General features: G+C 70.6%; 8 protein-coding genes and 2 pseudogenes. 5 read left to right on the forward strand and 5 right to left on the reverse strand.

The annotated features are described in order from the left end of the window. Positions 1 to 54 precede the first annotated feature (54 nt). Both HJD23_RS40665 and HJD23_RS40670 read right to left on the reverse strand, forming a co-directional pair. On the reverse strand, positions 55 to 507 hold the full coding sequence (locus HJD23_RS40665; protein ID WP_171117220.1) for a DUF3040 domain-containing protein: 453 nt from the start codon (positions 505 to 507) through the stop codon (positions 55 to 57). Positions 508 to 564: 57 nt separating this feature from the next. Continuing rightward, complete coding sequence (locus tag HJD23_RS40670) at positions 565 to 735, reverse strand: hypothetical protein (protein WP_171117222.1); 171 nt, start codon at positions 733 to 735, stop codon at positions 565 to 567. Between the two features lie 182 nt (positions 736 to 917). Between HJD23_RS40670 and HJD23_RS40675 the strand changes: the two genes are divergently transcribed. Both HJD23_RS40675 and HJD23_RS40680 read left to right on the forward strand, forming a co-directional pair. After that, complete coding sequence (locus HJD23_RS40675; RefSeq protein ID WP_171134126.1) at positions 918 to 2,033, forward strand: helix-turn-helix domain-containing protein; 1,116 nt, start codon at positions 918 to 920, stop codon at positions 2,031 to 2,033. Positions 2,034 to 2,228: 195 nt separating this feature from the next. Then, positions 2,229 to 5,318: an FAD-binding and (Fe-S)-binding domain-containing protein gene (locus HJD23_RS40680; RefSeq protein ID WP_171113904.1), complete on the forward strand. Its 3,090-nt coding sequence runs from the start codon at positions 2,229 to 2,231 to the stop codon at positions 5,316 to 5,318. A 98-nt stretch (positions 5,319 to 5,416) separates the two neighbouring features. Here HJD23_RS40680 and HJD23_RS40685 read toward each other — a convergent pair whose 3' ends face one another. Together HJD23_RS40685 and HJD23_RS40690 are read right to left on the reverse strand one after the other, a co-directional pair. Beyond that, a complete protein-coding gene (locus tag HJD23_RS40685; protein ID WP_171113905.1) occupies positions 5,417 to 5,596 on the reverse strand; it encodes a hypothetical protein in 180 nt (59 codons plus the stop codon). A gap of 147 nt (positions 5,597 to 5,743) precedes the next feature. Continuing rightward, positions 5,744 to 6,625 (reverse strand): universal stress protein, encoded by an 882-nt coding sequence (locus tag HJD23_RS40690; RefSeq protein WP_171118730.1) that lies wholly within the window; start codon positions 6,623 to 6,625, stop codon positions 5,744 to 5,746. 244 nt (positions 6,626 to 6,869) lie between these two features. Between HJD23_RS40690 and HJD23_RS40695 the strand changes: the two genes are divergently transcribed. From HJD23_RS40695 to selD, 3 genes and pseudogenes are all read left to right on the forward strand, one after another. Next, on the forward strand, positions 6,870 to 7,889 hold the full coding sequence (locus HJD23_RS40695; protein ID WP_171113906.1) for a TerC/Alx family metal homeostasis membrane protein: 1,020 nt from the start codon (positions 6,870 to 6,872) through the stop codon (positions 7,887 to 7,889). A gap of 221 nt (positions 7,890 to 8,110) precedes the next feature. Continuing rightward, positions 8,111 to 8,410: pseudogene (locus HJD23_RS40700) on the forward strand (L-seryl-tRNA(Sec) selenium transferase); the annotation flags it as partial. 1 nt (position 8,411) lies between these two features. Then, positions 8,412 to 9,071, forward strand: a pseudogene (selD, locus tag HJD23_RS40705) (selenide, water dikinase SelD); the annotation flags it as partial. 13 nt (positions 9,072 to 9,084) lie between these two features. Here the strand turns inward: selD and fdh are convergent. After that, positions 9,085 to 12,345, reverse strand: a complete 3,261-nt coding sequence (gene fdh, locus HJD23_RS40710; RefSeq protein WP_171113907.1) for a formate dehydrogenase — start codon at positions 12,343 to 12,345, stop codon at positions 9,085 to 9,087. Positions 12,346 to 12,476 lie beyond the last annotated feature (131 nt).

Below are 12,476 nucleotides of genomic sequence, written 5' to 3' on the forward strand. Positions count from 1 at the left end.
GATGCCTTTCGGGTGGTGCTTGTGGCCGGCTGGTCTCGGCGTGCGGCTCGTTGATCACGCCGGTGACCGAGACGTACGGCTCTGCGAGATCACGGGCGCGCACGGGTCCCCTGGGTATGCCGTCGGTAGGTCGGTGGGCAGTGGTCCGCTGCCCGGTTCCCGGAGGCGGTGGCGTGGCTCTGACCTTGGCGGGGAGCGGCGTTGGGTCTGTTGCGAGACGCCCGGCACCAGGCCGTTCGGAGGGGGCGGGTCTTTGTCGGCCTGCTGCGGATTGTTGTTGAACACCGCGGTGAGGAAGAGGCCCAGGAAGGCGACGATGGCGAAGACTATGGCGGCGGTTCGCCGCCAATTGCGCTGCTTCTCATCGCTGCCGGCGGGCTGTGCTCCGGGCTCGTCGGGGAACTGCTCGTTGAGCGCGTCCATGGTCGCGGCCAGGCCGGGATCGTCCTGGGCAAGGCGTCGTTCGAGCTGTGCGAGGACGCGTTCCTCGTCCATCTCGGGATTCATGCCAACCTCCTCGAAGCCTTGGGGGAGCGCGCCGAAACGGGCGACGCGGGTCGAGGGCTACGACTTGTCCATGGCGAACCCCTCCGCGCCCGTCTTCTGTGCCGCGCTCATCGCCGGGGCGGCGAGCAGGCAGCCGAGCGCTGTCAGGAGGACTGCGGCGAGCCTCCGGGCGAGCCTCCGGGCGAGGCCGGTGGGGCTGGCGAGGCTGGTGGGGTTGGTTCGGGGCACGGGTGTGTTACCCCCTGGTTCCTGGCGCTGGGACCCTGTGTTGCGGGTTACCCGGCTGGCTGGGCGGATACGGGCCGGGGGGAGGCATCGGCGGACATCTGGGGGTGCGCGACCTTGCCGGGGGTCGGCAAAGTGGCGGTAGACTCGAAGCTCGCCAATGCGGACAAATGGGGTGGCCGCTGATGGGTGGCAGGAGCGGTGCTGGCGCAGGGTCATGGGGCGGTCCGCCTCATGAGGAGCTGCTGGCCCGGGCCGTGGTGCGCACCGGTGGTATCGACGCGCAGGATCGTGCCCGGCTGCGGGAAGCGGCAGCTCACGCCGCCGGCAACGGCACCCCGCTGCGCGAGCTCATCGACGCCTACCTGGGTGCTTTGTGCCGTACCTGCGCACCGTCCGCGGGCGGGGCGGGCGGGGGTTGTGCTGTTTCGGTGCCGGTCCCGGCGCAGGTGCTGGGGCCTGTCCGGGACGTGGCGGTCACGCTCACCGAGGGCTATGAGGCCGCTCACCGGGCGGCCATCCGGCGGGAGGAGGAGATCCGGCAGGCGTTCCTGGACGAGTTGCTGCACGGTGCCGGTGATCTCGGCCGGATGGCGGAGCAGGCCCACCGTATCGGTTTCCGGTTCGCCGGCCCGCACCGCGTGGCGGTGGCCCGGGCCGAGGCGCCCTTCAGCGCGGCGGACCCGGCCACCCGGTACGTCGAAGAGGCCATGGCCTCGGGCTATGGTGCCGGGGAGAGCCTGGTTGCCGCGAAGGACGGGATGCTGGTGTGCATCTGTGCCGGAAGCGGCGCGAGTGCCGCCGAGCACTTCGCCGAGCATGTCCGGCGTTCGCTCGCCCGGCATCCTCGGATCGCCGTCAGCCGGCCGCGGCCGGGGGCGAACGGTGTCGTGCGCTGCTACCGCGAGGCCCGCGAGACCCTCGACCTCGCCCACCGTCTTGCCGTCTCCGGCGCGGTGATCCACGCGTCGGACCTGCTGGTGTTCCAGGTCCTGGGCCGGGACAGAGCGGCGATCACCGACCTGGTGGCCACGGTGCTGGGCGGCCTGGAGCGGGCCCGCGGCGGGCCGGGCCCGCTGCTGCACACCCTGACCGCGTACTTCGACAGCGGCTGCACCAACACCGTGACCGCACGACGCCTCGGCCTCAGCGTGCGGACCGTGGCCTACCGCATGGCCCGCGTGCGCACCCTCACCGGGTACGACCCCACCAACCCCGACCAGCGCTACACCCTGCAGACCGCCACCCTCGGAGCACGCCTGCTCAACTGGCCCGCACTCCCCTTGCAACCCTCCGACTGAGGCGCCTGCTGCTTGCAGACGGGGGCACGTCAGCACACCTTGCGGACCGGTCTCCGGCGGAGCGATGTCCGCGGCGGCCATGGCCCATGCCCGGTATTCCGGTTTGTCGCCGAAGGCCGTGGGATACACGTGCAGTCATTCCGGGGCATCGCAGAGTCCGGGTCGTCGCAGAGGAAGCTGAGTGGAAGGCTTCGCATGAACGAGGTGGATCTCCCCCTGCCCGTCGTCCGTCGCTCGTCGGAACACGTCGACGCCGGTGCTCTCGAACGGGATCTGCGTGACCGGGTCGACGGCGAGGTCCGCTTCGATTCGGGTACGCGTGCGGCGTACTCGACGGACGGTTCCAACTACCGGCAGATCCCCATCGGCGTGGTGATCCCCCGTACCGTCGAGGCTGCCGAGGAGGCGGTCGCGGTGTGCCGGGAGTACGGCGCGCCGCTGCTCTCCCGCGGCGGTGGCACCAGCCTGGCGGGGGAATGCTGCAACTTCGCGGTGGTGCTGGACTGGAGCAAGTACTGCAACCGGCTGCTGTCGGTGGACCCGGAAAGCCGGCGGTGTGTCGTCGAACCGGGCATCGTGCTCGACGACCTGAACCGGCAGCTGGCCGAGTACGGCCTGCAGTACGGGCCGAGGCCGGCCACTCACCCGAACTGCACCATCGGCGGGATGATCGGCAACAACTCGTGCGGGTCGACGGCCCAGGCGTACGGGAAGGTCGTCGACAACCTGCACCGCCTGGAAGTGCTGACCTATGACGGAACCCGCATGTGGGTCGGCCGGACTGCTGACGCCGAGTTGGAGCGGCTGATGTCCGGTGAGGGACGGGAAGCGGAGCTGTACCGCGGGATGGCGGCGCTGCGCGACCGGTACGCCGCTCTGGTGCGTGAGCGCTATCCCGACATCCCGCGCCGGGTCTCCGGCTACAACCTCGACTCTCTCCTGCCCGAGCAGGGCTTCGACGTCGCCGGGCTTCTGACCGGTTCGGAGTCCACACTGGTCACCGTCCTGCGCGCGGAGCTGGAGCTCGTGCCCGTGCGAGCGCATACGGCTCTGGTCGTCCTCGGTTACCGGGACATCTGCGAGGCCGCCGACCACGTACCGGCCGTCCTGGAGCACGAGCCGCAGGCGCTGGAAGGCGTGGACCGCCAGTTGATCCACTTCCAGCAGGAGAAGGATCTCAATCCGGAGGCGTTGCGGATTCTGCCCGGTGGCCGGGCCTATCTGTTCGTGCAGTTCGCGGGAGATACCCGCGAGGAGGTCGGGGCCCGGGCGAAAGCCCTGATCGACGCCGAGCCGGACGCTGTCGACCACACCTGGTACGACGACGACCAACACGTGCACGAATTGTGGTTGGTCCGCGAGTCCGGCCTGGGCGCGACCGCCCACGTACCGGGGCAGCCCGATACCTGGGAGGGCTGGGAGGACTCCGCGGTGCCGGTCGACCGCCTCGGCGACTATCTGCGCGACCTGAAGAGGCTGTTCGAGGAGTTCGACTACGGGCACCCTTCGGTGTACGGGCACTTCGGACATGGCTGCGTCCACACCCGTATCCCCTTCGACCTGGAGTCCGAAGACGGTGTCGCCCGGATGCGGGCGTTCGTGGAGAAGGCCGCCGACCTGGTGGTGGCGTACGGCGGCTCGCTGTCCGGCGAACACGGGGACGGTCAGTCGCGGGGCGAGCTGCTGGTGAAGATGTACGGGCCGGAGCTGATCGAGGCGTTCGAACGGCTCAAGGGCCTGTTCGACGCGGGCAACCGGATGAACCCCGGCAAGGTCGTCCTGCCGTACCGCCTGGATCAGAACCTGCGTCTGGGCGCGGACTACGTGCCCTGGGAGCCGGAGACCGTCTTCGCCTTCCCGCACGACGACGGCAAGTTCAGCCGGGCAGCCGCCAGGTGCGTGGGCGTCGGGAAGTGCCGGTCCCTGGAGGGTGGGGTGATGTGTCCCAGCTACCGCGCCACCCGCGAGGAGGAGCACTCCACCAGGGGCCGCGCCCGGCTGCTGTTCGAGATGGTCCGCAACGACTCACCGGTACCGCCGGACTGGCGCTCCCGCGAGGTGCACGACGCCCTCGACCTGTGCCTGGCCTGCAAAGGCTGTAAGACGGACTGCCCGGTCAACGTCGACATGGCCACCTACAAGGCGGAGTTCCTGCACCACCACTACGCCGGCCGGTTGCGGCCGCTCGCGCACTACTCGATGGGCTGGCTGCCGGCGGTGGCCCGGGCGGTCGCGCTCGCACCTCGCACCGTCAACGCGCTGGCCGCGATTCCACTCGTGGCCCGCGTGGCCAAGGCGCTCGGCGGGATCGCGCCCGAACGGGACGTGCCTCTCTTCGCCGAGCAGCGCTTCACCGACTGGTGGCGCGAGCGGGACGGACCACGCGGTGACGGGCACCGGGGCGAGGTGGTGCTGTGGCCCGACACCTTCACCGACCACTTCCATCCCGCGATCGGCAGGGCCGCAGTCGAGGTCCTGGAGGCGGCGGGCTTTCGGGTCAAGGTGCCCGAGTCGGCGGTGTGCTGCGCCTTGACGTGGATCTCCACCGGGCAGCTGAACGTCGCCAAGCGGGTCCTGGGCCACACGATCGACGTGCTGCGCGCGGACCTGCGCCGCGGCACGCCCGTGGTGGGCCTCGAACCGAGCTGCACCGCTGTGTTCCGCTCGGACGCGGCCGAGTTGCTGCCCAAGGACCCGGACGTGGAACGGCTGCGAAAGCAGACCCGCACCCTGGCCGAACTGCTCGTCGAACGCGCCGACGACTGGCAGCCGCCGGCCGTCGACGCGCGGGCCGTGGTCCAGCAGCACTGCCACCAGTACGCCGTCATGGGCTTCGACGCGGAACGCAAGGTGCTCGAACGGGCAGCGGTGGACGCCGACATCCTGGACGCAGGCTGCTGTGGGCTGGCCGGGAACTTCGGCTTCGAGAAGGGCCACTACGCGGTGTCCATGGCCTGCGCCGAGGCCGGGCTGCTGCCCGCCGTGCGGCAGGCGGACGAGGCGACGCTGGTTCTCGCGGACGGTTTCAGCTGCCGTACACAGGTCGAACAGGCCGATACGGGGCGGATCCCGTTGCACCTGGCAGAGGTGCTGGCGGCCGCGCTGCGAGGGCGGGACGCCGAGCCCGAGCGTCCCGCGCCGCCCGGGCGACGCGCCCTGCTGCCGCTGGCTGCCACGGGCGCGGTCACCACGGCGCTGGCCGCACTGGTCCACGCATGGCGCTCCGGCCGCCTGCGCCGAACGGGCGCGTCCCTCGTACCGTCAGTGATCCGGACGCGCCACTGAACGGCGTCACGGAAGGCGTGCCGCGAGCCGTCGGCGCGGGTGTGCCCATCCTGGAAAGCGGTGGCAACCGTCCTGCGCGCACCAACCTTCCGCGCGTCTCATGCCTCGATGGCCGCGACCGCGTCGAGTGTGCGGGCCTGGCGCAGGCGGGGGTCGGTGAGCTGTTCCTCCAGTTCACGCGTCCGGCGTGTGTCCAGAACGCCGCCGAACACGAGAGTGGCGTGCTGCCCGTCAGCCGTGAGCGTCACGGGGAGGGGCAGGGGTGCGTCGGCTGTCACGGCGACCTCCTGCTCTGCGATGGTGCCGTCCACCGGGGCGGCTATTCACGGGCTACCCCTGCGGTTCGGCCGCACGCCTGCCCATGGCGCACGCAGACGGCCGTCTCCGGCGGGTGCACCTTGCCGACCGTCGGCAACATGCAGGCGTCATGTCAGGCCGGAACGCACCACGGTGACCGGGCAGTCCGCGTGATGGAGTACCGCCTGGCTGACCGAGCCCAGGAGCAGTCCGGTGAATCCGCCGCGTCCGCGAGCACCCACCACCATCAGCTGAGCGCCACGACTGGCCTCGATCAGCGCAGGCCGCGTACGGCCCCGCACGACACGGGCACGTACGGGCACCTCAGGGTGTTCCCTCCGGTGTCCGGACAGGGTCTCGTCCAGGAGTTGCTCCTCGTGTGCCTGAAGCGTCTCGACGTCACCGATCAGGTCCACCACGTCCACCGGGCGGGTGTCACCGTGGTCGCTCCACGTCCCCCATACGTGCAGCGCCACCAGGTCCGCGCCGCGCAGCGAGGCCTCCTGGAATGCGAACGCGATCGCCTCACGGCTGTGACGAGGACCGTCCACCGCCACCAGCACCGGTCCGTCCTTCACCGGCCGGTCCCGCACCACCATCACCGGACAGTGGCTGTGAGCGGCCAGGTGGACCGACGTCGAGCCCAGCCGCAGCCCTGCGAAACCGCCCGAGCCACGATGGCCCACCACCATCAGTTGCGCCGTCCTCGACTCCGCCTCCAGGGCTGTGACCGCCTCGCCTGCGACGACCGCGTGGTCGGCCACCACCCCGGGCGCGGCAGCCAGGGCGCGTTCGAGGGCTTCGGTGAGCACGTGCTCGATGGATTCCCGTACGCCCCCTGTCGGCGGGCCCAGCGGCGACCCGCCGGGCGGAACATGCATGGCGGGCCAGATGAAGGCATGCACGACGCGCAGCCTGGCTCCCCTCAGCAGCGCCTCTTGTGCCGCGGCCTCCACAGCGGCCAGAGCGGAGGGGGAGCCGTCCACTCCCACCACGACCGGCCCGGACATCATGCCGCGCTCTCCTCGTCCCGGCGTCGACGCGGGCAGCGACCCAGCGCCCTGCTCTTCCAGCCTCTCCCGAGGCCCACACCGGCGCCACCACGGACGGCGGCCTCGCTCATGTGTGGACCCATTCGCTGTCGATGTTGTGGATCGTCATGTTGTGGATCGTCGCCGGGGTGGGAACCCTGGTCCTGCTGCATCGCTGGGCGTGGAGACGACCGCCGCAGCGCCGCTACTGAATGGAGGACCGGTGCTGGACATCAGCCTACTCACCTGGGCCGTCACCATCGGCCTGATCCTCGCCCTGCTGGCCGTCGACCTGATCCTGGGCGCCTTGCGCCCGCACCGGGTCGGCTTCGGCGAGGCCACCGCATGGTCGGTGTTCTACATCCTCGTCGCGGTCGGCTTCGGCGCCTGGTTCGCCCTGCGATACGGCGGCGAGTTCGGCACCGAGTACTTCGCCGGCTACGTCGTCGAGAAGAGCCTCTCGGTCGACAACCTGTTCGTCTTCGTCATCATCATGACCACCTTCGCCGTGCCGGCGGAACACCAGCACAAGGTGCTCACCTTCGGCATCGTGCTCGCCCTGGCCATGCGCGCGATCTTCATCGCGCTCGGCGCCACCCTACTGGCGCTGTTCTCGTTCATGTTCCTGCTGTTCGGCCTGCTGCTGATCTACACGGCCGTGCAGTTGTTCCGGCACCGCGACGAGGACCCCGACATCGAGGACAACGTCATGGTCAAAGCCGCCCGCCGGCTCCTGCCGATCACCGACCACTACATCGGAGGCAAACTCACCACCCGCGTCGACGGGCGCCGGATGGTCACCCCGCTGTTCATCGTCCTGCTCGCCATCGGCAGCATCGACCTGCTCTTCGCGCTCGACTCCATCCCCGCGGTGTTCGGGGTCACCGAAGAGCCCTACATCGTCTTCACCGCCAACGCCTTCGCTCTGCTCGGCCTGCGCGCACTGTTCTTCCTCGTGAGCGGCCTGCTGGACCGGCTGGTGTACCTGTCCACCGGGCTCTCGCTGATCCTCGCGTTCATCGGCGTCAAGCTCATCCTGCACTGGGCCCATGTCGACGTGGACCATCGGGTCCCCGAGATCTCCACGCCGGTCAGCCTCGCCGTGATCGCCGTCGTCCTCACGGTCGTCACCGTGGCAAGCCTGATCAAGACCAAGCACGACCCGACCGCCAAGGCCCACGCCGGCTCCCTGCGGGCACACCCCAGACCAGCGGACTCCGCCCAGGAAGCCGACCGCGAATGAGCTGCACCTCCTCCGCAAGCCGACCCTGCCCGGCAGGACCACAGCCGGGCGTGTCGTGACGTCGGAGCGGGGCACTGGGAGACGATGGGCGTTCCTCGGGCAGCCACGAGATCGGGCAGAGAGGCAGGGGCTGCGTGGACCAGCGGATCACCACAGACGGCACCGCGAACGGCGCGGACGCGACTCGGTCCGACCCGATCGGCCCGGACCACGGGCATGGCGTGACGGACATGCGGCGGCGGATTCCCCGCACCGATGCGCTCCTGCGAGACGTGCGCCTGGCAGAGGCGGCACACCGACTGGGATCCGGAGTGGTGAAGGCGGCCGTCCGGCAGGCCCAAGAACGGGCGCGGGACGGTTCCATCGCGCCGGAGGACGTGGCGGACTCGGCGGTCGCCCTGCTGCCACGCACCATCGGTGGGCTGCGGTCGGTGATCAATGCCACCGGCGTGGTGCTGCACACCAACCTCGGCCGGGCGTCGTTGTCCACGGCGGCCCGCCAGGCGGTGCAGGAGGCCGCATGTGCTGCCCTTCGACCTGGCCCGCGAGGTGCTGCGCGGCGGGCTCGACATCGCCACCGAGGCGGGCTGCCACGTCGGCGGCGGGCACAGCGTGGACGATCCCGAACCCAAGTACGGCATGGCCGTCACCGGTCTGGCCGATCCGGCCCGCCTGCTGCGCAACGACGCGGGCCGGCCGGGCGTGCCGCTGTCGCTGACCAAGCCCCTCGGACTGGGCGTGCTGAACAACCGGCACAAGGCCACCGGCGAACGGTTCGAGCAGGCGGTGGCCACGATGGTGGCGCTCAACCGGGACGCGTCGGCCGCTGCTGTGGCGGGCGGCGCGACGTGCGCCACCGACATCACCGGCTTCGGCTTCCTCGGCCACCTGCACAAGCTGGTCCGGGCCTCGGGCGTGACCGCGGTGGTCGACACCGCCGCCGTGCCGTATCTCGACGGGGCGCGAGAGGCGGTCCGGGACGGGTACGTCAGCGGTGGCACCCGGCGGAACCTGGAGTGGGTGGCGCCGTTCACGGACTTCGGGGACACCGACGCCGGCACAAGGCTGCTCCTGGCCGACGCCCAGACCTCGGGCGGGCTGCTGGTGGCGGGGGAGGTGCCGGGAGCGCCGGTGGTGGGGGAACTCGTCCCGCGCCGGGAGCACTCCGTCGTCCTCAGGTGAGCGCCGACGCCGGTCAGGGCTCCGTGCCCGTCCGGTCGTCGATGCCCGCCCGCGCCCGGTAGGCGCGCACCAGCTCCACGGCGCCGGGGCCCCTCGGCCGGCGACCCGGCCGGATGTCGACGGCGAACGCCTTGCTCTCCTGGATGTGGGTGTTGGGGTCGAGGGACATGTGCAGCAGCTCGTTGGCGGCGTCCCCGGTGCTGTAGCCGTTCGGCCCCCAGTGGTAGGGCAGGCCCACCTGGTGCAGGGTGCGCCCGTGCACGGTCAGGGCAGGCACGCGGTCGGTGACCAGCACCCGGGCCTCGATCACCCCACGGGCGCTGACGATCGTCGCCCAGCCGGTGTGCTCCAGGCCGCGCTCGGCGGCGAGTTCGGGGGAGACCTCGCAGAAGAACTCCGGTTGCAGCTCCGCCAGGTAGGGCTGCCAGCGGGACATGCCGCCCGCGGTGTGGTGTTCGGTGAGCCGGTAGGTGGTGGCCACGTACGGGAAGACCTCCGAGCCGGGATCGTCGCCGCTCGGCTGGTAGCGGTTGTCCGGGTGCGGCGGCAGCAATTGCCGTACCGGATTGCGCTGTTGGCCGTAGAGCAGGTTCGGGAAGGGCGAGTCCTGCGGCTCGTAGTGCGTGGGCAGCGGGCCGTCGGTGAGGCCGGACGGCACGTACAGCCAGGCCTTTCCGTCGGCCTGCATGACGAACGGGTCGACGCCCGACAGGGCCTCCGGCCCGGTCGCGTCCTCCGGTGGCCGGTAATCGGGGGCCTTGTCCTTCTTGAAGTCGGCGATGTCGTGGCCGGTCCACTCGCCCCGTTCCGCGTCCCACCACACCAGCGCCTTGCGTTCGCTCCACGGCCTGCCGTCCGGGTCGGCCGAGGCGCGGTTGTACAGAATGCGCCGGTTGGCGGGCCAGGCCCAGCCCCATGCGTTGGCCACCCAGTTCTGCTGCTCGCCCGGCTTGCGGCGGGCGGCCTGGTTGACGCCGTCGGCGTAGACACCGCAGTAGATCCAGCAGCCGCAGGCGGTGGAGCCGTCGTCGTTCAGCTGCTCGTAGGAGGCCAGCGGGTTGCCCTCGGCGTCGTGGCCGTTGATCTCGGCGAGGACGGCCACGGCGTCCGGCTCGGCGAGCTCGCCCTTGGTGGGGTAGTCCCAGGTGAGGTCCAGCACGGGCCGGTCCACGGGGTCGGTGGACGCGGCGAGCTTCTGCCGGATGATCCGCCCGAGGTGGTACGTGAACCACAGGTCGCTGCGCGCCTCGCCGGGCGGCTCGACGGCCTGGTGGTGCCACTGGAGCAGCCGCTGGGTGTTGGTGAAGGTGCCGTCCTTCTCCGTGTGCGCGGCCGCCGGTAGGAAGAACACCTCGGTGCCGATGTCCTCGGTGCGCAGCTCACCCGTCTCGATCTCCGGGCCGTCCTTCCACCAGGTGGCCGACTCGATGAGGGAGAAGTCCCGTACGACGAGCCAGTCCAGGTTGGCCATGCCCAGGCGCTGCATCTTGGCGTTGGCGGACCCGACCGCCGGGTTCTCGCCCATGAGGAAGTAGCCCTTGCAGGTCCCCTCCAGCTGGGCCATGACCGTCTCGTAGGTGGAGTGGGAGCCGGTCAGGCGCGGCAGGTAGTCGAAGCAGAAGTCGTTCTCGGCGGTCGCGGCATCCCCCCAGTAGGCCTTGAGCAGGCTGACGAGATAGGACCGCATGTTGCCCCAGTAGCCCTTGCGGGCCGCGTCGGCCCGCACGAAGGTGTCCAGGTCCTGCTTCTGGTGGGCGTGCGGCATCGGGATGTAGCCGGGCAGCAGGTTGAACAGAGTGGGGATGTCCGTGGAGCCCTGGATGGAGGCGTGCCCGCGCAGGGCGAGGATGCCGCCTCCGGGACGGCCGATGTTGCCGAGCAGGCTCTGCAGGACGCAGGCCGTGCGGATGTACTGGACGCCCACGGTGTGCTGCGTCCACCCGACCGCGTAGGCGAAGGCGGTGGTGCGGTCCCGTCCGGAGTTCTCCGTGACGAGTTCGCACACCTGGCGGAAGAGGTCCTGCGGGACACCGCAGATCCTCTCGACCATCTCGGGGGTGTAGCGGGCGTAGTGCCGCTTGAGCACCTGGAAGACGCAGCGCGGATGGGTGAGCGTCTCGTCCCGTTCGGGTTCACCCTCTCCCGCGTCGGCGCCGCCCGCCCCGTGGGCCTCGCCGCGCGCCGCCTGCGTCACCGAACTGCCGCGGCGGGTGCGCTTGTCGTACTCCTGGTCCCGTTGGCCGGAGGCCGCCTGGACCTCCCTACCGGCGTACTGCCAGCTGCTGTTGTCGTAACTGCGGGTGTCGGGGTCGAGGCCGGAGAAGACGCCGTCGAGATCCTCCGTGTCACGGAAGTCCTCGCGCAGGACGACCGGGCCGTTGGTGTACGCCACCACGTAGTCGCGGAAGTACCGGTCGTGCCGCAGCACGTAGTTGACGATCCCGCCGAGGAAGGCGATGTCCGAGCCCGCGCGCAGCGGCACGTGCACATCGGCCAGCGCACTGGTGCGGGTGAACCGCGGGTCGACGTGGATCACCTTCGCGCCCCGGGCCTTCGCCTCCATCACCCACTGGAACCCGACCGGATGGCACTCGGCCATGTTCGAGCCCTGGATGACGATGCAGTCCGAGTTCTGCAGATCCTGCTGGAAGGTGGTCGCGCCGCCGCGGCCGAACGAGGTTCCCAGACTGGGAACGGTGGAGGAGTGTCAAACCCGCGCCTGGTTCTCGATCTGCACGGCTCCCAGGGCGGTGAACAGCTTCTTGATCAGGTAGTTCTCTTCGTTGTCGAGCGTGGCCCCGCCCAGGCTGGCGATGCCGAGGGTGCGCCGGGTGCGGGTCTCGTCGACCTCCCACTGCCAGCCCGCCCGGCGCGCCTCGATGACCCGGTCGGCGATCATGTCCATGGCCGTGTCCAGGTCGAGACGCTCCCACGCGGTGCCGTGCGGGCGCCGGTAGAGGACGTGGTGCTCGCGGGCACTTCCCGTGGTCAGCTGGAGGCTTGCCGAGCCCTTGGGGCACAGCCGTCCGCGGGAGATCGGGGAGTCGGGGTCGCCCTCGATCTGGGTGACCCGCTCGTCCTGGACGTAGACGTTCTGGCCGCAGCCCACGGCGCAGTACGGGCAGACCGACTTCACCACGCGGTCCGCCGAGGCGACCCGGGGAGTGAGCCGCGCGCTGGGCCCGCTCTTGGCGGCGGCCCCGCGGCCCAGGGGGTCGGTTCCCTTGAGCTGGCGGTAGACCGGCCAGGAGTCGATCCATGTGCGTACGCCCATGACGTCTGCCCTTTCGAGGTGCTCCGAGCTCGCCGCTCGGTGCCGTTGCGGGTGCCCTGTCTGCCGCTGTCCATTCGGATCGACGCTCTCCTGCCGCAGATTCTCCCGCAGCCGGGCGAACACGGCATCTT

Origin of the sequence: Streptomyces sp. Z423-1 (assembly GCF_013009255.1) — a bacterium.
Lineage (GTDB): Bacteria > Actinomycetota > Actinomycetes > Streptomycetales > Streptomycetaceae > Streptomyces > Streptomyces gossypiisoli.

Coding starts and splice junctions, on each gene's coding strand:
- HJD23_RS40665 (WP_171117220.1), bottom strand. CDS start 507: ATGAATCCCGAGATGGACGAGGAACGCGTCCTCGCACAGCTCGAACGA.
- HJD23_RS40675 (WP_171134126.1), top strand. CDS start 918: ATGGGTGGCAGGAGCGGTGCTGGCGCAGGGTCATGGGGCGGTCCGCCT.
- HJD23_RS40680 (WP_171113904.1), top strand. CDS start 2,229: ATGAACGAGGTGGATCTCCCCCTGCCCGTCGTCCGTCGCTCGTCGGAA.
- HJD23_RS40690 (WP_171118730.1), bottom strand. CDS start 6,625: ATGTCCGGGCCGGTCGTGGTGGGAGTGGACGGCTCCCCCTCCGCTCTG.